19 protein-coding genes are annotated in these 21,324 nt (G+C 32.6%); 14 read left to right on the forward strand and 5 right to left on the reverse strand.

What is annotated here, in order from left to right; genetic code table 11:
• Positions 1-388 precede the first annotated feature (388 nt).
• Together porQ and E9099_RS15040 are read left to right on the forward strand one after the other, a co-directional pair.
• The gene (gene porQ / locus E9099_RS15035; RefSeq protein WP_136584355.1) at positions 389-1,411 is read left to right on the forward strand and encodes a type IX secretion system protein PorQ; all 1,023 of its coding nucleotides are present in this window, start codon (positions 389-391) and stop codon (positions 1,409-1,411) included.
• Between the two features lie 74 nt (positions 1,412-1,485).
• Complete coding sequence (locus E9099_RS15040) at positions 1,486-2,193, forward strand: hypothetical protein (protein ID WP_136584356.1); 708 nt, start codon at positions 1,486-1,488, stop codon at positions 2,191-2,193.
• Between the two features lie 45 nt (positions 2,194-2,238).
• Here the strand turns inward: E9099_RS15040 and E9099_RS15045 are convergent, their stop codons facing one another.
• Positions 2,239-2,811, reverse strand: a complete 573-nt coding sequence (locus E9099_RS15045) for a GNAT family N-acetyltransferase (RefSeq protein ID WP_136584357.1) — start codon at positions 2,809-2,811, stop codon at positions 2,239-2,241.
• Positions 2,812-2,854: 43 nt separating this feature from the next.
• Between E9099_RS15045 and E9099_RS15050 the strand changes: the two genes are divergently transcribed.
• From E9099_RS15050 to E9099_RS15070, 5 genes are all read left to right on the forward strand, one after another.
• Entirely contained in the window at positions 2,855-3,280 is a 426-nt protein-coding gene (locus E9099_RS15050) for a PaaI family thioesterase (protein WP_136584358.1), read from the forward strand.
• Positions 3,281-4,399: a chorismate-binding protein gene (locus E9099_RS15055; RefSeq protein ID WP_317130624.1), complete on the forward strand. Its 1,119-nt coding sequence runs from the start codon at positions 3,281-3,283 to the stop codon at positions 4,397-4,399. It begins immediately after the preceding gene.
• Positions 4,400-4,441: 42 nt separating this feature from the next.
• Positions 4,442-6,193: a 2-succinyl-5-enolpyruvyl-6-hydroxy-3-cyclohexene-1-carboxylate synthase gene (menD, locus tag E9099_RS15060; protein WP_136584359.1), complete on the forward strand. Its 1,752-nt coding sequence runs from the start codon at positions 4,442-4,444 to the stop codon at positions 6,191-6,193.
• Between the two features lie 124 nt (positions 6,194-6,317).
• Entirely contained in the window at positions 6,318-6,659 is a 342-nt protein-coding gene (locus tag E9099_RS15065) for a DUF2853 family protein (RefSeq protein WP_136584360.1), read from the forward strand.
• A 69-nt stretch (positions 6,660-6,728) separates the two neighbouring features.
• Positions 6,729-7,559, forward strand: coding sequence for a S1 RNA-binding domain-containing protein (locus E9099_RS15070; protein ID WP_136584361.1), 831 nt, complete (start codon positions 6,729-6,731; stop codon positions 7,557-7,559).
• A 134-nt stretch (positions 7,560-7,693) separates the two neighbouring features.
• Here E9099_RS15070 and E9099_RS15075 read toward each other — a convergent pair whose 3' ends face one another.
• Both E9099_RS15075 and E9099_RS15080 read right to left on the reverse strand, forming a co-directional pair.
• Positions 7,694-8,116: a hypothetical protein gene (locus E9099_RS15075; protein ID WP_136584362.1), complete on the reverse strand. Its 423-nt coding sequence runs from the start codon at positions 8,114-8,116 to the stop codon at positions 7,694-7,696.
• Positions 8,117-8,299: 183 nt separating this feature from the next.
• Positions 8,300-8,743: a hypothetical protein gene (locus E9099_RS15080; RefSeq protein WP_136584363.1), complete on the reverse strand. Its 444-nt coding sequence runs from the start codon at positions 8,741-8,743 to the stop codon at positions 8,300-8,302.
• A 298-nt stretch (positions 8,744-9,041) separates the two neighbouring features.
• Here E9099_RS15080 and E9099_RS15085 point away from each other — a divergent pair, with 298 nt between their 5' ends.
• Genes E9099_RS15085 through E9099_RS15095 form a run of 3 tightly spaced genes read left to right on the forward strand, consistent with a single transcriptional unit; the run spans position 9,042 to position 11,478 of the window.
• Entirely contained in the window at positions 9,042-9,881 is an 840-nt protein-coding gene (locus tag E9099_RS15085) for a 1,4-dihydroxy-2-naphthoyl-CoA synthase (protein WP_136584364.1), read from the forward strand.
• A 3-nt stretch (positions 9,882-9,884) separates the two neighbouring features.
• On the forward strand, positions 9,885-10,787 hold the full coding sequence (gene menA / locus E9099_RS15090) for a 1,4-dihydroxy-2-naphthoate octaprenyltransferase (protein ID WP_136584365.1): 903 nt from the start codon (positions 9,885-9,887) through the stop codon (positions 10,785-10,787).
• Between the two features lie 13 nt (positions 10,788-10,800).
• A complete protein-coding gene (locus E9099_RS15095; RefSeq protein WP_136584366.1) occupies positions 10,801-11,478 on the forward strand; it encodes a metal-dependent hydrolase in 678 nt (225 codons plus the stop codon).
• 3 nt (positions 11,479-11,481) lie between these two features.
• Here the strand turns inward: E9099_RS15095 and E9099_RS15100 are convergent, their stop codons facing one another.
• The gene (locus E9099_RS15100; protein ID WP_136584367.1) at positions 11,482-12,273 is read right to left on the reverse strand and encodes an SDR family oxidoreductase; all 792 of its coding nucleotides are present in this window, start codon (positions 12,271-12,273) and stop codon (positions 11,482-11,484) included.
• 57 nt (positions 12,274-12,330) lie between these two features.
• Here E9099_RS15100 and E9099_RS15105 point away from each other — a divergent pair, with 57 nt between their 5' ends.
• From E9099_RS15105 to E9099_RS15120, 4 genes are all read left to right on the forward strand, one after another.
• The gene (locus E9099_RS15105; RefSeq protein WP_136584368.1) at positions 12,331-13,365 is read left to right on the forward strand and encodes an o-succinylbenzoate synthase; all 1,035 of its coding nucleotides are present in this window, start codon (positions 12,331-12,333) and stop codon (positions 13,363-13,365) included.
• Between the two features lie 3 nt (positions 13,366-13,368).
• Positions 13,369-14,532 carry a CPBP family intramembrane glutamic endopeptidase gene (locus E9099_RS15110; protein WP_240788909.1) on the forward strand — a complete coding sequence of 388 codons (1,164 nt, stop codon included), beginning with the start codon at positions 13,369-13,371 and terminating at the stop codon, positions 14,530-14,532.
• A gap of 4 nt (positions 14,533-14,536) precedes the next feature.
• Positions 14,537-15,595, forward strand: coding sequence for an AMP-binding protein (locus tag E9099_RS15115; RefSeq protein WP_136584369.1), 1,059 nt, complete (start codon positions 14,537-14,539; stop codon positions 15,593-15,595).
• Between the two features lie 91 nt (positions 15,596-15,686).
• On the forward strand, positions 15,687-19,160 hold the full coding sequence (locus tag E9099_RS15120; RefSeq protein ID WP_136584370.1) for a VIT domain-containing protein: 3,474 nt from the start codon (positions 15,687-15,689) through the stop codon (positions 19,158-19,160).
• Positions 19,161-19,230: 70 nt separating this feature from the next.
• On the opposite strand, the gene E9099_RS15125 is transcribed toward E9099_RS15120, so the two are convergent.
• On the reverse strand, positions 19,231-21,225 hold the full coding sequence (locus E9099_RS15125; protein ID WP_136584371.1) for a DUF3352 domain-containing protein: 1,995 nt from the start codon (positions 21,223-21,225) through the stop codon (positions 19,231-19,233).
• Between the last annotated feature and the right edge of the window lie 99 nt (positions 21,226-21,324).

Consider the following 21,324-nt stretch of genomic DNA (forward strand, 5'->3'; position numbering starts at 1 on the left):
ACTATTTCTACTTATCAAGCACAAAAACTTAAATTTCAGCAGGTATAACTAAAATTATGTTTTGTATTTCTGTATTCTCAAGTAGTTCGATAATTTAATATTTTGGAGACCATCGTGCAATTATAACCTTGAGACTTATACAATATGCATATGCTTTTTTTTAAATAAATTATTGTAAACGAAAACGTTAAGTGTTAAAGACTAGTTGTAGTTAAGCGCTTGTATTTAAATAAATTTAGCTAGGGTGTATAAGATTACAGTTAGAAAAAGGACGCTGTTGACTAATTTAAATGTCAATATTTAGAAGTCAAAATAAAAGCTGAAATTGACGTAAAAAATAAATTTACTTTATCTGCGTTTTAAAGTAGATTTATTTACTTTGCAAACGATGTTTAAAAATAAAATTGTCCTACTTTTAATATTACTTTCTTGCACGTATAGTTATGCGCAATTGGGAGGGCAATCCACTTATCAATTTTTGAACTTAGTATCATCACCGCGCCAAGCGGCATTAGGAGGTAAGGTTTTAACTAATATAGACTACGATGTCACGCAGGGCTTATATAATCCAGCCGCTATTAATCCAGAAATGGATAATCAATTGGCCTTAAATTTCAGTAATTATTTAGGAGGTATTACCTATGGGACAGCAGCCTATGCTTATTCATGGGACAGGCACACACAAACCTTACATGCAGGGATGACCTATATTAATTATGGTGATTTTGATGGTTATGATGAAAACGGGGTGCCTACAGGTACATTTACAGGTACAGAAGCCGCACTGTCTTTAGGATACGCATTACAGATTGGTTATTCAGACTTTTACTTTGGAAGTAATATAAAGTTTATTACCTCTACTTTAGAACAATATAGTTCTATTGGTATTGCAACAGACTTAGGGTTAATGTATGTTGATGACGATTTAGATTTTCAAGCAGCATTAGTGGTCAGAAATCTAGGAACACAAATAACAACTTATGCTGGACAACGCGAAAGTTTACCTTTAGATATTACTCTAGGGTTATCTCAAACATTAGAGCATGTTCCAATACGTTGGCACCTAACGTTTGAAAACTTACAACAATGGCCAATAGCAGTCTCTAATCCTGCAAGAGCAACGACAGATCTTGAAGGCAACCAAACAGAAGAAAAAATAGGCTTTTTAAACAATGTTATGCGACATACAATTATTGGTGCAGAGCTATTTCCTGATAAAGGGTTTAATATAAGGTTAGGATATAACTTTAGACGTGCTGAAGAGTTGCGTATTGTTGATCAGCGTAATTTTTCTGGTTTATCAGTAGGATTTGGAATCAAAATAAATAAGTTACGTTTTAGTTATACTCACGCTAAATACACAGCAGCAAGTAATGCTAACTTCTTTGGATTACATATTGATTTACAGTAATTTTAAAACCTGTTTTTTTGCTTAAATACTACTTGTATTTAATGTATGATGTTTTAAATTTTAATTATTTATAAATGAAATATTTAGTAACTATAATTGCTCTTGTATGTTGTTTACATTCATTTGGACAAGATTTAAACAACCTTAAGGCAAAGTTTGATATATTAGAGAATAGAATTGAATTCATAAAGGATTCGACGGGCTTGTCAAAATTAGTTTTGCCATCTTTTTTATGTTCAGAAAGTAAATCAGATAAAGGTTGGCATGTACAAGATTTCAATAATGACGGCTTAAAAGATTTAATATACTCGGGGTATTGTCAGCCGTATTTTCAGACTGCTATATTTTTAAATAGTAACAATGGATTTAAAGTAGTTCATAATTATCCAGGAAAGTTGCTTTCAATAACAAAAACAGCTAATCAAACTAAACTCATTATTATCAAAGATAATATGGGCTGTGATTATTATTCAGATTTGATAGAAGTGTCTATAGCCAACAACTCTAAAGTAACAAAACAGAGACTGTCATTTCATTTTGATACAAACGTTGAGCTGACTAATACATTAGTCTATAGGTCGTTGTCAGGGATTTTAAGAAGTTCTCCTGTGGTAGATGATACACAAAGAAAAGATGTCTGTACAGGCGAAGCAATTATTGGAAATCATATAGATAAACTAACAGGACAACAGGTTGTTGTACTAAGTAAAAAAAAGGATTGGCTTTTAGTTATCTTAGAAAAGAGTGAGGGGTATTCTAAATTAGGATGGATTAAAAAGTAAACACTGTATTGGTTAACTTGATTATAATACATGGTACAGTGGCTCTTAAAATGCTTCAAAAACAGTAGCTTTTATAGCATCCCATTCACTTCTTAAAATCCCATAACAACAGGTATTACGTCTAAAACCATCATTCATAACCGTGTTTTGACGTAAAACACCTTCTAAAGTAGCGCCTAGCTTTTCAACAGCCTTTTTTGATTTAACATTGCGTTCGTCAACTCTAAATTCTACTTTTTCAAAATTTAAGGTTTCAAAAGCATAACGCAGCATTAAAAACTTTATGTGACTATTTAAACCGGTGCCTTGAAAATCGTGTCCCAGCCAAGTCCAGCCAATATGTAGGACTTTGTTTTTGTTATGTATTAAACCAAAACGGGTACTTCCAGCATAGGCTTGTTTTTCTTTGTCAAAAATAATAAAAGGTAAAGTCGTATTTTGGTAAAAGCCGTCTACAGCGGTTTGCACATAAGATTTAAGTTTGTCAGGGGTAGAAATGCCGTTTGGAGAATAATAAATTAAATGGTGTTCCGTAGCAATTTCAGTTAAGTGTTTATAATTACTTAAGTCTAAAGGGATTAATTTTACCCGATGGTTTTCAAGTGTAGGAGCTGTCATTTTTGCGCTATGTTTTGTATTTTTACATTAAAATTAAAGATACATGAAGTATTCTAAAGAACAAGTGTTGGCTATAGCAAATAAAGCTAGTAAAAACACATTAATGGAAACCTTAGAGATTGAGGTCGTAGATTATGGAGCGGATTTTTTAGTCTCCAGAATGCCTGTGACTCCTCGCGTACATCAACCTGATGGCGTATTACATGGTGGAGCAACAGCTGCTTTAGCAGAAAGTGTTGGTAGTTTTGCGTCGCATATATTTTTAGATTCTGAAAATTTAATGATTAGAGGGTTGGAGATAACAGCTAATCACTTAAAAAGCATTAGCTCTGGATATATCTATGCTAAAGCTACATTTTTACATAAAGGACGTACCACGCAATTGTTGGATATTAGAGTAACGGATGAAGCGGATAATTTAATTTCGATTTGTAAATTATCGACTATTTCTTTACCAAAAAAGAAATAAATGATGACTTCTAAAGCTTTTTTTGAACAACTATCTATTCATTTTACAAAGGCGTTACCTTTTGTGGCCTACAGAAAGCCGAACGAAGGCGCTGTGAAAGCATTACTTCAAAATAGTAATCAGCTTCATTATACTAAAAATTTTGAAGAGCGTGGTTTTGTATTTTCACCCTTTAAAAATGAAGATAATACAGTCTTATTTCCTTTGGATGAAAGTGAAACTATGGATTGCGTGTTTGATGATTCTTTAAACGATGATAATAGTAGTAAAAGCTCAATAATAGAGGCTTCAGCAAAAGCAAAGCATATACAATTAGTAGCGCAAGCAATTGCTGAGATTGAGAACGGAAGTTTTAAAAAAGTTGTAATCTCTAGGGTTGCAACCGAAAATTTTTCAAAATCCAACACCCTTTTATTATTCAAAAAATTTTTAGCAACCTATAAAACAGCAATGGTCTATTGTTGGTATCATCCACAAGTCGGATTATGGTTAGGAGCAACTCCAGAAACGTTATTAAAAGTGGAAGGGAGCCGATTTTTAACCATGTCTCTAGCAGGTACACAGCAGTATAAAAATACGATTGATGTCCAATGGCAATCCAAAGAACAAGAAGAGCAGCAGTTAGTGACAGATTTTATAGTTAGTAGCTTGGAGTCGTCAGTAAGTCGTATTAATATAGGGAAAACCGAAACAATTAAAGCCGGAAATTTATTGCATTTGCAAACCAAAATTTCTGGACTTTTAAAACCTGAGAACGGATTACAGTCCGTAATTAAAAAGTTGCATCCAACACCGGCAGTTTGTGGTTTGCCAAAAGAGGAAGCTAAGCATTTTATACTAAATAACGAAGGTTATAATCGCGAATATTATACTGGGTTTTTAGGCGAGATTAATGTTATGCAGTCCAAAACAAGAAATACCAATCGTAGAAATGTCGAGAATAACGCTTATGGATCCGTTAAAACAATTTCGCACTTATTTGTGAATTTAAGATGTCTTCAAATTAAGGATGACCAAGCATTACTTTATGTTGGAGGTGGAATTACTAAGGATTCTATACCTGAAAATGAATGGGAGGAAACCGTTGCCAAAACCAAGACTGTTAAAAACCTCTTATAATCGTTTAATTTAGGATTAGGGTTTCGTATTTTTGTGCTACACATGACATACCCTAAAATACCCCTAGCACAAACCGTTATTCAGCTTTGTAAAGCTAAGAATATTCAGCACATTGTATTATCTCCAGGAAGCAGAAACGCGCCGCTAACCATTGGATTTACACATGATCCATTTTTTAAATGTTATAGTATTGTCGACGAGCGTTGTGCGGCTTTTTTTGCTTTAGGAATCGCCCAGCAAATTAAACATCCCGTGGCAGTCGTTTGTACGTCTGGTAGTGCACTGTTAAACTATTACCCTGCTGTTTCAGAAGCGTATTATAGTCATATTCCTTTAGTGGTATTAAGCGCTGATAGACCTAAATATATGGTCGGAATAGGAGATGGGCAAACTATAAATCAAGAAAATGTTTATCATAATCATATTCAATATTCGGCTAATTTAAAACAGGACTTAAATCCTGAAACGGAAAATGCTTTCGCGGAAGATTTGCCGATCATGAAAAGTATTGAGAATAAAATTGAACACTATTTAGGATTGCAACAAGGCATACAGCAACAAAATGAAACCGAAATTAATAAGGCTTTTAATATTGCTATTGCTACGCAAGGACCAGTTCATGTCAATATCCCGTTTGACGAACCCTTATACCAAATGGTCGATGAGCTGACAGTAAATCCGGAAGTGATTCCAATGACGGAGTCTAATGCTGTTGAGGACGATTTTAACGCTTTCGCTGAAATTTGGAATAACTCAAAACGTAAGTTAATATTAGTAGGTGTGTTGGCTCCTAACAGTATAGAGCAACGATATTTGGATGTGTTAGCAGAAGATGAAAGTGTTTTGGTATTGACAGAAAGCACATCAAATTTATACCATGACAACTTTTGTCCAAGTATAGATAAATTAATAGGAGCATTATCGGAGACAGAATTAGAAACATTACAGCCAGATATATTATTAACATTTGGGGGGTTAATCGTGTCTAAAAAAATAAAGAAATTTTTAAGAACACATAAACCAAAACAACATTGGCATGTCGCAGAACAAGGGGCGAATGATACTTTTTTTGTATTAAGCAAAGTGTTTAAACAATCTATAAATTCTTTTTTTAAGTCTTTTTTACCATTAACAAAAGCTATTAAAAGTGCGTATAATCCATTTTGGAATGCGCAAATGAATATCAGAAGAGATAAACACGCGGCGTATATGTCTATAATTCCGTTTTCGGATTTTAAAGCCTTTGATATCTTTTTAAATAATATTCCAAACCAGTCGCAATTACAAGTCGGTAATAGCTCTGCAATCCGCTACACACAGTTATTTGATATTAATCCAACTTTAGAAGTGTTTTGTAATAGAGGAACTAGTGGTATTGATGGCAGTACAAGTACAGCAATAGGTGCGGCAGTAGCAAACCCAAAACCAACAGTGTTTATAACAGGGGATTTAAGTTTTTTCTATGATAGCAATGCATTATGGAATAATTATGTACCTAATAACTTTAGAATTATAGTTATTAATAATGAAGGTGGAGGGATTTTTAGAATTTTACCTGGACATAAGAATACTGATAATTTTGATTACTTTTTTGAAACTAAACATCACTTGTCAGCAAAACAACTTTGCGATATGTATGGGTTTAACTATAGTCATGCGTCTTCTGAAGATCAGTTAGTTGTTGCTTTAAGTGATTTTTATGACGTTTCAGAGTCGCCTAAGCTATTAGAAGTGTTTACTCCAGCCAGAGATAATGATGCTATTTTATTAGATTACTTTAAATATGTGCGATAGTTTCGTCGGATAAATTATACGTTAAGCGTAATTTTTATTATATTTATTTGGTGATTACAAAGAGAGCAAGAAAATTTGTACCTTTAATAAGCTAAAAATTATTAATTTAAATTATAAAAAAATTATGAGTAAACGTGATGACTTAATCGTAAAGTATGCTGCAGATTTAAAAGATAAATGTGGAGTAACTCCGGACATGGATTTTTTAACTAAAGTTACAATTGGTTGTGGACCATCTATATATAATAAAGATGCAGCTACAGTCTCGGGTACCGATGATTCAGAATTAGCTACTGTTAAAAATAATTTTTTAATTAAAAAATTAGGTTTAGCGGATAGTGCAGATCTAGATAAAGCTATAGATTCTGTAATTGAAACTTACGGAAGATCAAATAAAAATAAATACAGAGCAGTTGTTTATTATTTGTTAGCAAAACACTTCAAAAAAGAAGCTATTTACAAATAGAATAAAAAAAATATATAAAAAAAGTGTTACAGTTCTGTAACGCTTTTTTTATATGCTTACATTTGCAAAATGATACGAATAGGAGAATTTAATACACTCGGAATTTTAAGAGATACAGAACCTGGATTATTTTTAGGTGATGCAGATGGTAATGAAGTTTTATTACCTAATAGATATGTTCCAGAACAGTTTGAAATTGGTGATGAATTAGAGGTGTTTGTTTATTTAGATAATGACGAACGTATTATCGCTACAACTACAGAGCCGTTTATAATTAATGGAGAGTTTGCGGTATTACGTTGTAATGAAGTTTCTAAATTTGGAGCTTTTTTAGACTTTGGATTGGTAAAAGAATTGTTTTGCCCGTTTAAAGAGCAAGCATTTCCAATGAAAAAAGGGGGCTGGTATTTAGTACGTTGTTATTTAGATGATGTCACGGAGCGTTTGGTTGCTTCTAGTAAAACCAATCAATTTTTAGATAATAAAGAATTAACTGTTGCGCAATTTGACCAAGTAGATATTATTGTGTCGCATCCAAGTGATTTAGGGATGAATGTTATTGTAAATAATATACATACAGGATTGATTTATAAGGATAGCATTTTTCAAGACTTAAGTGTTGGAGATAAGTTAAAAGGTATTATTAAAAAGGTAAGACCAGGAAATAAGTTAGATATCGGTTTAGGAGAAATAGGCTATAGAAATATCGAGCCTAATGCAGATAAAATTATGCAAGAATTAACGGATAACAATGGGTTTTTACCTGTGACAGATAAGTCTAGTCCGGAAAAAATTAAAGATCTTTTACAAATGAGTAAAAAAACATTTAAAAAGGCCATCGGTACACTTTACAAGCAAAAGCTTGTAGATCTAAAAGAGGATGGAATTTATCTAAAATAAATTTTGCTATAGTAATACCGTAGATTTTTAATCTATAAAATAAAGGAAAGTAGTGTAGCTCAGGTTATACTACTTTTTTTGTATGATATAATGATTTTTGGGACAATGCTCTTAATTTGTTTTTGGTAATACCGTTAACAAGCAAGGTTAGAATTTGTTTTGTTTACATTTTTTGCGCATTCTATAGCATGGTATAGGTTGTCAAAACGACTAATTTCTATTTTTAAAAACAGTTTTTCCATTAAAGCGTTAAACCAACTATTCTCACTTCTAGTTACAACAGCATAACCATTTAGTTGGCTGCCGTTAAGAAAATTAAGCCAATCGGAAGGCTTTACGGAGTATGTATTTACACGGTTAGAAATATAATAAATAGTGTTTGATGGGCCATAAAATTGTTTTATCGCGTCAACGACGTGCTGTGCTTCTTCCCAAGTATAGGTTACATTTTCATTAATTTCAGAAATAACAATTCCATCTAAAAAATAGAAATTACCAGAATCTGTAATGTGTATGTCTCTAATTTGGTTTGCAAGGGTTGAGTTGATGATTTTCATAAAGTAAATAGCTTTAAAGCTAAATTAGTTAATATTCTATATTTTAATAGAATCGTGATTACATTTTAAATAGCTAATCGACAAAAGATATGTTTTATCGTTTAAAATCATAAAAACTACCTAAAAGAGGTTAAGGCTCTTTATAGGTAGTAGGTAAGCAACTAATAAATAGATGCCTAGGATTTATTTTTTAATCAAGCTATCAATTATATTTGATTTGTTTACTATATAATTATTAACATATTTATAAGCTTTATCCAAATCATTAAAACTTGAGACTGGCATTTTACAGAATTGCTTTTCAATATCAATATTCATAGAGTCAAATTGTGAATAAGCGACAATACCATAGATACTTAAATTAGGAAGTAAATCAGTCTGCTTTTGATAGTCTAAAACTTCAACTGAGTATTTATTCACTCTATTTGAGATATAACCGTAAGGCTTATTTTTTGTTTCGTAAAAATCGTATATTTTCTTTAAAAAATATTGTGAAGATTTGAGTGATGCATGCTCTCCTTCGTTAATTTGCATAACAGCTATGTTTTCAAAAAAATATAAATCACCCACAGGTAAATGGTATGTTTTTTCTACTTTCCTGAATATTTCAGAGTTTATTACTAACATTGTCAAGGGATTAATTAATTATTAAGTGAAGGTACACTATGAAATAGGTGTGCAAGATTTAAGCTGTTTAATAAAATACTAAATCGTCAAAAGGTATATTTTTGAGCTAAAAATTAGTTGTACGAGGATAATTCTTACACTTATTAATTGTTATTGAGTCGTTTAGTGGTTTGTGACTGTGATTGTAAAAGTTTTTTTTAAAGATTTAAACAAAGTCATTCGAGAAATGAAAAAGTAAATATTAGAGTACAATATATTATTTGTGTATTTTTATAATCTCAATATTTAATGATATTTTATGGAGGTTATAGATTGGCAAAAGGCCAAAGATTATGAAGATATTACATATAGTAAATGCAATGGTGTCGCGCGTATAGCATTTAATAGACCTAACGTTAGAAATGCATTTAGACCTAAAACAACTAAGGAGTTATATGATGCTTTTTATGATGCCGGAGAAGATACATCTATAGGTGTTGTTTTATTATCTGCAGAGGGACCATCTACTAAAGATGGCGTGTATAGTTTTTGCTCTGGTGGAGATCAAAAGGCCAGAGGTCATCAAGGTTATGTAGGAGAGGATGGTTACCATAGATTAAATATACTTGAGGTACAACGTCTAATTAGATTTATGCCTAAAGCAGTTATAGCAGTTGTCCCAGGTTGGGCAGTTGGTGGTGGACATAGTTTACATGTTGTTTGCGATTTAACTTTAGCAAGTAAAGAACATGCTATTTTTAAACAAACAGATGCCGATGTTACTAGTTTTGATGGTGGATATGGCTCTGCTTACTTAGCCAAAATGGTAGGTCAAAAAAGAGCTAGAGAAATCTTTTTCTTAGGAAGAAATTACTCTGCACAGGAAGCTTATGATATGGGAATGGTAAATGCTGTGATACCTCATGACGAGTTAGAAACGACTGCTTACCAATGGGCACAAGAGATTTTGGAGAAATCACCAACCTCTATAAAGATGTTAAAATTCGCTATGAATTTAACCGACGATGGCATGGTTGGACAGCAAGTATTTGCTGGAGAAGCAACACGATTGGCTTATATGACAGACGAAGCTAAAGAGGGGAGAGATGCGTTTTTAGAAAAGCGTAAGCCTAACTTCCCAAAACAATGGATTCCATAATATATGAAGAACGTTACCAAATGGTTGTCGGCAATGCGCTTACGTACATTGCCATTATCTATTTCTGGAATTATAGTGGCCGCTTGTTTAGCAAAATATAATGGTGTTTTTGATAGCGTAATATTAGTGTTTGCTATTTTAACAACGCTTAGTTATCAAATACTGTCAAATTTGGCTAACGATTATGGAGACGGTGTAAAAGGGACGGATAACGACCAACGCATTGGACCTGTTCGTGCCTTGCAATCTGGTGCTATTACGCACCAGGACATGTATAAAGCGATTAGAATAAATGTAATTATTAGTATTTTACTGACAGCTATATTGCTTTATGTATCTTTTAAAGCCGAGTATTTGTGGTTAGCGCTATTGTTTTTTGTGTTAGCGGGACTCTCTATTTATGCAGCTATAAAATATACCGTTGGTAACAATGCGTATGGTTATAAAGGTAAGGGCGATATTTTTGTCTTTGTTTTTTTTGGCTTAGTAAGTGTTTTAGGATGTTATGTCTTATTTGCAAAGCAAATAGATTTTATTGTCGTTTTACCAGCAATTGCTATAGGTTTATTAAGTACAGCGGTACTTAACTTGAATAACATGAGGGATATTATATCTGATGTAACAGCAAACAAAATAACGTTGGCTGTAAAATTAGGAGCTGAAACCGCTAAAAAATATCATTATTTTTTAATTATTACAGCTATCGTATTATCGGTTTTATTTGGTGTTATTTACTATAAATCACCTTTAAATTTGATTTACTTTGTAGCTTACATTCCTTTAGGGTTACATTTAAAAAAGGTTAGATCGGTAACTAATCCTAAAGATTTTGACCCAGAATTAAAAAAGTTAGCATTAACCACAGTATTGTTAAGTTTACTATTAGGTATCGGACATTTACTGTAATACATACATTTACATGAAAATCACTTTTTACGGTCACGCTTGTTTAGGTATTCAAATAGAGGATATACATATTTTAGTAGATCCATTTATTTCAGGAAACCCTAAAGCTGCTCACATAGATATTAATACTATTAAAGCAGATTATATATTGTTAACGCACGCACATCAAGATCATATTCTGGATGTGGAAGCTATCGCAAAACGCACAGAAGCCGTTATTGTGTCTAATTTTGAAATTGTAACTCATTTTCAGAATTTAGGTTTTGAAGGTCACCCAATGAATCACGGTGGGACTTGGGATTTTGATTTTGGACGTTTAAAATATGTCAATGCGATACACACCTCTTCTTTTCCGGATGGTAGTTACGGTGGACAACCGGGAGGTTTTGTTCTTGAAGGGGAGCATAAAAACATTTATATAGCAGGAGATACAGCGTTAACTTTTGATATGAAGTTGATCCCGATGCAAACCCAATTGGATTTGGCTATTTTACCTATCGGAGATAATTTTACAATGGGAATTAATGATGCAATCATCGCTAGTGATTTTGTAGCATGCGATAAAATTTTAGGATATCATTTTGATACGTTTGGTTATATCGAAATTGATCATGAAGCAGGTAAGCGTAAGTTTTTTGAAAAAGACAAAGACCTAATGCTTTTAGAAATTGGAGAGAGTTTAGAGCTGTAATAGCTATCTAACCTGGCTTTTCATAACTTTACGGTGTAAAATCTTAGGAAAGAAGCGTTTCAAATACACGCCCAAAATTTCCTTTTTCCCAATATAGGCTTCAAATTTTTCTTTTTGAATAACTGTTAACATGCGGTCACAAAACTCGGCAATAGATAAGCCATTTCCTGTTGCTAGATCTTGACTGTTTTGCAAACTACCATCACCAATTAGTGCGTTTTTAGCAATATTTGTATTTACAAATCCAGGACAAATAAGTGTTACGCTTATATTGTCTTTTTCATGTTCCATACGTAGCGCATCAAAAAAACCGTGTAAAGCATGTTTTGCTCCGCAATAACCTGAACGGTAGGGCGAACTAAATTTACCCATCAAACTAGTAACAACTGCGTAATGTCCAATGTTGTTTTTTATAAAATGAGGTAATAAGGCTTTACTTAAAGCTACGGTCCCTAAGTAATCCACTTCCATTAATTTTTTATCTACGCTAATATCTGTGTCTATTATTAATGAGCGCTGACTAATACCTCCATTATTAATTAAAAGATCAATTTTACCAAAGTGTTTTATAGCTTGTGTTACAACGGGTTTCATGTGGTCGTAATCTGCCAAATCAAAGGGTAATACCGCTACATTATCAGGGTTTGGGCAAGCTTGTTTTATTTGGTTTAAAGTGGTTTCATTTCTTGAAGAAATTATTAATTGACACTCTAATTTAGACAAGGCTAATACTAATCCTTTTCCAATTCCGCTAGAAGCGCCAGTAATCCAAACTACTTTATTTTTAAACGTCATGTAATCGTTGATTTTTAGGTGAATTTACAAAAATATTTAAGTATTTTTGATTTCATTATGAAAGTAACCTATCGCAAACATATTTTAGAATTTAAAAGACCTAGTGGTACCTCGCGTGGTATTTTAAAAACTAAGGAAACTTGGTTTTTAATTATCGAACATGATGGTAAACGTGGTATTGGAGAATGTGGTATTTTAAGAGGCTTGAGCGTAGATGATCGCCCTGATTACGAAACGCAATTACAAGATACATGTAAAGAAATTGAAAAAGGATTGCCGTATTTGTATGCTAAAAATGGAGAATTTCCAAGTATTCAAATAGGATTAGAAATGGCTTTTAAAAGTTTAGAGAGTCAAGATCCTTTTGTTTTATTTCCTTCTGAATTTACTGCTGGCAGAGCTTCAATAGCTATTAATGGTTTGATATGGATGGGCGATCAGGCTTTTATGAAACAACAGATTGAAGATAAAATAGCGTCGGGATTTAGTTGCATAAAATTAAAAATCGGAGCCATAGATTTTCAAACGGAGCTAGATATTTTAAAGGGTATCAGGCGTAATTTCAGCGAAAGCGATATAGAACTACGTGTGGATGCCAATGGTGCGTTTAAACCTTCTGAAGCTTTAGAAAAACTAAAACAGTTATCAGATTTTAATTTACACTCTATTGAACAACCAATTAAAGCAGGTCAATTTACAGACATGGCGAAACTTTGTGAGCAAACACCTTTGGACATTGCTTTAGACGAAGAGTTGATTGGTGTCTTTGATGATGTTAAGAAGTTGGATTTACTACAAGCTATTAATCCGCAATACATTATTTTAAAGCCTAGTTTTATTGGCGGTTTTAAAGGGAGTGATACTTGGGTTAACTTGGCTGAAAAACAAAATATAGGGTGGTGGATTACCAGTGCTTTGGAGAGTAATGTCGGGCTTAATGCTATAGCACAATATACGTACACAAAAAACAGTAATTTACCACAAGGTTTAGGGACAGGAAGCCTTTTTACTAATAATATTACAGCGCCTTTACAAGTAGAAAAAGGGACATTACAATACGATACAAATACTAATTGGGACTTTAAATTTTAGATTATGGATTTTATAAAACAAGCATTTACTGTTAAGCATGAATTTTGGCGTTACCTAGTGGGGTCTTTAATTATTGCTGTTTTTGCAATGCTTGGACAAATACCGTTTACTATTGCGGCAATAGTGAAACATATTGGAAATGGCGGTTCTGCTTATGATATAGATGAGTCTAAATTAATGACCATTTTAGAACCAAATTTAAACTTGTTTTTATTATTACTCTCTTTTGCTTTTGGTTTTGTAGGGTTGATTATTGTTGTTAAAAATTTGCACAAACAGTCTTTGTTATCTGTTACTACAGCAAGGCCTAAAATAGATTGGAAGCGTGTGCTGTTTTCTTTTTTGTTTTGGGGTGTAATATCTTCAGGAATGGTACTTATTGATTATTATGGTTCGCCAGAGAATTATGTGTGGAATTTTGAGCTAAACCGTTTTCTGATTTTAGTGGTAATCGCAGTGTTATTAGTGCCAATACAAACAAGCTTAGAAGAGTATATTTTTCGAGGGTATTTAATGCAAGGTTTTGGAACGGTAACAACTAGTAAGCAGTTCCCTTTTGGATTTATTTTTACAATATTATCTATTCCTATATGTTCTCAAATTATTATGATTAATAATTTTAATGCAGAGGAAGGATTAGGATTGGCTGCGATTGTCATTGGAGTGGGCGCATTGATTTTTGAATTTTTAAAAAAGAGAAATGCTTTTGAGTCCGAATTCAATAAAAACTTAGTGGCATCTTTAAGAAGAAAATGGGTGCCATTATTGATAACCTCAGTGATTTTTGGAGGGATGCATGTTTTTAATCCAGAAGTTGGTAAATTAGGGTATGGTGTCATGGTGTACTACATTGGAACAGGATTATTTCTAGGTGTTTTAACATTAATGGATGATGGAATGGAGTTATCTCTAGGATTTCATGCCGCCAATAATCTGTTTGGAGCCTTATTGGTTACTGCAGATTGGACGGTTTTACAAACACACTCCGTTTTTAAAGATATATCAGAGCCTGAAGCAGGTTTTGGAGATATTATTATCCCTGTATTTGTTGTATTCCCTATATTGTTATTCATTTTTGCTAAAGTTTATAAATGGACCAATTGGAAAGAAAAATTATTTGGAAATATAGAAGCACCAGTGATTGATGATAATTCAACTTTAGACTAAAGATATGACTCCTAGCTATAATAAAGTACACAACAGATTTAAGTTAAATGGGATTCATTTTTCTTTTGAAGACTTAAAAGAAGTCGCTTACAGCTTTATTAAAGAAGGCGAATTATTTGAGCAAGAAATAGGGGCGTTTTTATCCGATTGGATCGATCATAACGATTTTATATTAGTCAAAACATCAGGCTCAACAGGTGAACCCAAAACGATTACGTTACAAAAACAAGCGATGGTTAATTCCGCTATTGCTACAGGTGATTTTTTTAAATTAGTACCGGGGGATTCAGCTTTACTATGCTTGCCAGCAACATATATTGCAGGAAAGATGATGTTAGTGCGTGCTATCGTTTTAGGGTTAGAGATAGAAAGTGTAGAGCCCACAACAAATCCTGTTTTTAATACAGAAAAGCAGTACGATTTTTGTGCAATGATTCCGGCACAAGCCGAAAAAGCAATGCAGAAACTTAACAATATAAAAACACTTATTGTTGGAGGCGCACAAGTATCATCACGGTTAAAAGAACAATTTCAAAAGGTGACAACTAACGTTTATGAAACGTATGGTATGACCGAAACGATTACACATATTGCAGTCAAACAAATCAATGGTAAAGCGACAAGTTATTTTACGACTTTACCAAATATTGTTATTAGTCAAAACATAAAAGAGTGTTTGGTTATTGATGCACCACAATTAACAGTAGGTCAGATCATCACTAATGATGTGGTTAAATTTCATTCTAAAACAACCTTTGAATGGCTAGGACGTGTTGATAATGTTATTAATTCTGGAGGTGTAAAATTATTTCCTGAGCAAATTGAGGCTAAACTTCAATCTAAAATGGGCTCTCGTTTTTTTATCAGTTCTGAAGCCGATCCTACTTTTGGAGAGGTCGCTATAATGATTATTGAAGCAGATACTGATACTTTAAATCCTAACGTATTTTCTGATTTAAATGCGATTGAAACACCTAAACAGGTGTATGCTATTTCCGCTTTCGCTGAAACAACTTCAGGCAAGGTTAATCGAACTGAAACTTTAAAAAGCCTTAAAAAGTAACGTTACCTAATTCATAAGACCACTTTACTCAATATAATTTTTGTAATGGTTACTTTCATCTTAGGTTTGTATTATACTTAAAACAACCATTATGAAACTACTCAAACTTTTTTTCCTTTTTATATCAGTTACGCTTTCTGCACAGGAAGTACCAAGAATTAAACTTCAAGATTCCACTTTTTTAGCTTTAAAAAAATTAGAAGTTAAAACAGAAGTTGTGGGTAATATAGCAACCACAACCTATACTATGAAGTTTTATAATGGTACTGATCGTGTTTTGGAAGGAGAATTAGCTTTTCCGTTAGGCCAAGGTCAATCAGTAACTAATTTTGCAATGGATGTTAATGGTAAAATGAGAGATGCCGTAATTGTTGAAAAAGAGTTAGGGCGTGTGGCTTACGAATCTACAATACGTCAGACCATTGATCCAGGATTATTGGAAATGACCAAAGGAAACAATTATAAAGCTAGAGTCTATCCCATACCAGCGAAAGGTTATAAAAGGCTAAGCATCACTTTTGAACAAGAAATGATTGCTAGTGATGGGAAACATAGATATACTATTCCTTTTAATTTTCAGGAACCTTTAGATTTCTCCTTAGATGTATTGGTTTATAATGTGGCTCAAAATCCTAAAGTTAAGAGTGATAATCCGTATAAATTAAAGTTTAAAACCAATGAAGGTATTTTAAAAGCATCGGTAAAGGAAACTAAAGCTTTAGTAAATACGGCGGTTGTTTTAGAGTTTCCAGTGGGAAATACAGAAAGTGTAACGACTTATGATAATTATTTTAATGTCTATAAATTATTTAAGCCGCAAACCAGACTAAAGCAAAAACCAAAAACGATTAGTTTATACTGGGATGCGTCTTATTCTATGAAATTTAGAAAGTTAGAAGCAGAAATGAAGCTTTTAGATTCCTATTTTGATTATTTAGATACCGTCCAGGTTGATTTTGTAGTATTTAGTAATGCTACAAATAAGACAAAACGATTTAATATTACTAATGGTAATTGGAAACTACTTAAAAAAGAAATAGAATCTATAGTATATGATGGTGGTACATCTTATTTAGATCTAAAAAACACCTCTAACGATGAGATCTTATTTTTTAGTGATGGGATGTTTAATTTAGGTGAATTACAAGACGGGTTTAAAGGCAACTTATATACAATAAACGCTGTGGATTCTGCTAATCATCAATTTTTGGAATACATTTCAAACCAAAATAAGGGGCAGTATATTAATCTCAATTCTATAGACACAAAACAAGCATTAAATGCCTTGAAAACAGAATCATTTAAGTTTTTAGGTATCGATAGTAATAGGACAATATCAGAAGTTTATCCCTTAGTCAATACAACTATTACTAGTGATTTTTCAATATCTGGAAAATTTGATACAAATACAACAGTGCAATTAAATTTTGGGTATGGTAATCAAATAACAGAGCAAGTAAAAGTAAACTTGGTAAAGTCTAGTTTTAATAGTTTAGTTAAACGTCTGTGGGCAAAAAAGAAATTGCAAGCTTTAAATAGTAATAAAGAAGAAAATAGAGCGGAGATTATTTCACTGGCTAAGAAAAACCATCTGATTTCTGAATATACGTCGTTAATTATTTTAGATAGAATTGAAGATTATGTACGTTATAAGATCGAACCACCTGCAGAGCTAAAAGCAGAGTATAAAGACCGTATGGCTAATAACGCTAATGAAGAAGCGGATAGGTTGGAAGACATAGAAGACAGAAGAAATCAACTTTTTGAAGATTACTTAGATTTAAAAAAATGGTACGCTACAAGTTATCCAATACTAACTAAAACTAAAAAGCCACAGCCCATTATTGATCCGGTAACGCCTCCTATTGTTCAACCAACGACAACAGTTCCAGAACCAGAAGAAGCGACATCAATCCGCACGGATCCAACTGAAAGTAGTGATGATACTATAATCGAAAATCAAATAGATCTAAATAAAAGAATAGTGTCTGGTTTCATTTTGGATGACAGTGGATCACCATTGCCAGCTGCGACTCTTATTTTAAAAGGAACGTCTAACGGAGCTTCAACAGATTTTGATGGAAAATATGCTATAAACGCAGAAGTAGGAGATATCATAATGGTTGATTATCTCGGGTTTTATGGTAAAGAAATAGTGGTTGGTGACTCAAATTCCATTAGCACAATGTTAACACCTAGTGATGCTTTGGATGAAGTTGTTATTACGGGATATGTAACAAAAAGAAAAGCAACGGTATCTTATTCTGTTCAAACCATACAATCAGAATCCCTTGAATCAAAATCAATGTCTGATGCCGTTCAAACACTTAGTGGTAGGGTCTCAGGTGTAGCAATTACTAATGGCTCTGGAGAAGCAGGAGCTAGTCCAACAGTAACAATTAGAGGCGCAAGTACAGTGACTAATAATGCGACACCGTTGTATGTTATTGATGGGGGTGTAGTGTCTGATAGTACATTTAACGCTATAGCATCGGATACAATAGATAGTTTGACTATTTTAAAAGCGGCGTCCGCAACAGCGTTATATGGAAGTAGAGGGGCAAATGGTGTTCTGGTAATAACGACCAAAGAAGGTCTAAAAAATAATGCTGAAGAAATTAACGCCTTAAACGATAAAATAGATGACGACATAAACTTTAAACCTTGGTCTTCTGATAGTGATTATATTAAAATATTGCAAGCGCAAACAACGTCAAAAGAGGCTTATGATAAGTATTTAGAGTTAAGAATAAAATATCGTAATACGCCTTCTTTTTTTATAGACGTTGCGGATTATTTTGATTCGATACAAGAAAAAGAATTAGCAATTACAGTGGTGTCTAATTTAACTGAAATAGATTTAGACAATCACGAAGTCATGCGTGCATTAGCTTATAAATTAGACTATTTTAAACAATACGATTTAGCACTTCATGTGTATAAAGAAATCTTGAAACTAAGACCAGAAGAACCACAATCGACGAGGGATTTAGCATTAGCTTATGAAAACGTGGGTAATTATCAAAAGGCATTTGATTTGTTGTATACGATAATCGATGGACAACTAGTAGAGAAGGATTTAGACGAACGCTTTTATGGTATAGAACACTTAGCATTTATTGAAGCGAGTCATTTATTACAAACACATAAAAAAGAAATCAAATTAAATGACTTACAAAAACAGCTTTTAAAACCAATAAAACTAGATTTACGTGTTGTAGCAGATTGGAATCACAATGATACTGATTTAGATTTATGGGTAGAAACACCTAAAAACCAATCTATAAGTTACAAGAACAAACGTTCAGATTATGGGGATCGTTTGTCACAAGATATGACTGATGGTTATGGTCCAGAAGAGTTTATGATTAAAAAAGGATTGAAAGGCGACTATGAGATTGAGTTAGATTATTTTGCAGATGACGTACAAAAAATATCAGGTCCAACGACTTTGAAAATCACCATATTTAAAAATTACGGAAGTAAAAATGAAACGAAAGAAGTCAGAATATACAGATTAGATAGTGAAAAGGACGTGCTAGAAATTGGATCAATAACGTTTTAAAGAATGGGTTATAGATTTAGAGTACTATTTAAATAAAAAAGGAACGCTTTAAGCGTTCCTTTTTTTATGTCTAAAATCGTTTTTTATAAACTAGGTCTTCGTTTAAATCATAGATTCGCCATGTACTAATTTGTTTGTCTTTTCGATATTTACCGGAAATTTTTAAAACACCGTTAGAGTAATACGATTTGTAATGACCGTGTTTTAAACCATCTTTTAATTCTACTGAAAGTCTAACGTTTCCATTGGCGTATTTCTTGGTGAATTCTCCAGCTGTTAAATCTGTTGGATAGATTTCAGGAATATTAAAAATGGTCTCCTTATTAATAGAATCTTCACTTATAATAGTAGGATTAGTTTCCGGTGTATTAACTATTGCAGTATCTGTAAAGGTATAGTTTAATTTAACGTCCTCTGGCGATTGGTAGTCTATTACAATTTTGCTTTCAAAATAGTTTCGTTCTGGAGTTAACTGGATACCAATTAAAGGAAAACATATAAAATAATCTTTATTAGCTTTTAGCTGTTGTTTGGTGGTGTTATCTACAAAGTCGTAAGCATTATTATATAAACTAGGCGTGTTGATGTAAGCAAAAATACTAGAGCGTTTGTCAAACTCGTCATCAAAGTCTTTAAAGGCCTCAAAGTCATTTAAAGTTTGTTTATTAGTGTACGTATTAATAATACTTTTTAAAGTGTTAGGTTCGTTACTAAACACAACATAATCGTCAATAATAGTATAATATGGTTTTTCTATATCGGAAAATAAGTTACCTAGCAATATTTTAAAAAATCCTTTGATGGACATAAAGTTAATAGGATACCCTTTGTAATTAACCTCTTTAAATTTTACAGGTGTACGTTTTCTAATTTGCTCCAAAATAAAATCTAGGTTTTCTTTGGCGTCATCAATATCGTTAGCTTTAATGACTAACGCCACATCCTTTGTTGACTCTGATACACTGGAGTGGAGTTGGAGCAATGCGATTTCATCATCAATCCAACTAATAAAATGTTTCTTAATGTTAATCTTCAAGAAATTCTCGACTTGTTCCGTACCGTCTAAATAACTTTTGAATTGTTTAGGGTTTTCTTTTTGGATAGTTTCGAAATTGTCGTAAAAGGCTTCAAAACTACTAAAACCAAAACTTAAATATAAAGCGGTTTCTTTAGGAGCGATACTACTGATGGTACGTTCTCCTTTTCCTGATTTTTGAAGTGCTTTAAGATAAGAGGATGCTTGGTCGTTAGTATTGGTAATTCCGTTAGCGACAATAGTATTATCATCTAAATCAAAACTAAAACCGCTAAACTCTAAACTTTTACTTAGTGTTTCAGTGGTATAACCAGGTTTATTAGAAAAGACTTTAACAAATTCATCTAAATAGTCATATTGAAAGTACACTCTAAACATATCGTGATACCCCACTTGTTTTTTGACTTCAATAAAATTCAAATTCCGACCGATTACAGGCTCTGAATATTGATCAATAGAGGCTTCTAATAACGTATGCGTGTAGGACGCAATCATTTGGTTTTCGATAAAGCTTAGGTATAGGGTCTCTCTGTTTTTTGTGTCGTAAATTTCGGTTATTTCTTGTTCGTGATATTTACGTTTGCTTACAGTATAATTACTATTGATTAAGGTGTTTAAATTATTTTTAAGTAAATTAAGTTTAGATATTTTTTGCAAATCTACAACATATAAAAAGCCATATTTTTTAGGCGCATAAACATGCGCCGAAATGACGATATCTCTGTTTCCGATGCGGTTAAATGTCCCTTGTTTTTGCTTAAATATAGTATCTAACTTATTTAAGTTTTTAGCCATGGTATTAAAATAGGCATTAGTGTTTAAATGTTTCCAAATATCACTTTTGCTAATAGCATCCCAGTTGCTAATGGGCTTTTTAGTTTCAATAATATAAACAGCATCTTTTGGTACTAAGTAGATGGATTGTATATTATCATTATTATCAAAATAAAAGACATAAACCTGATATAATCCATAACTAATAAATAATGTTATAAGTATGGAAAGTATTCCTCTTTTTTTTAGTGCCATATAATGTATATCTATAAAAGGGTAATTTTGTTAAAATGTGTATCGCATTGTAATTACTGGCGCAGTTAGGCCATCGCAAGCTTCAATTAAAATATTATA

The organism is Psychroserpens sp. NJDZ02 (genome assembly GCF_004843725.1).
In the GTDB taxonomy this organism is placed as follows: Bacteria; Bacteroidota; Bacteroidia; order Flavobacteriales; family Flavobacteriaceae; genus Olleya.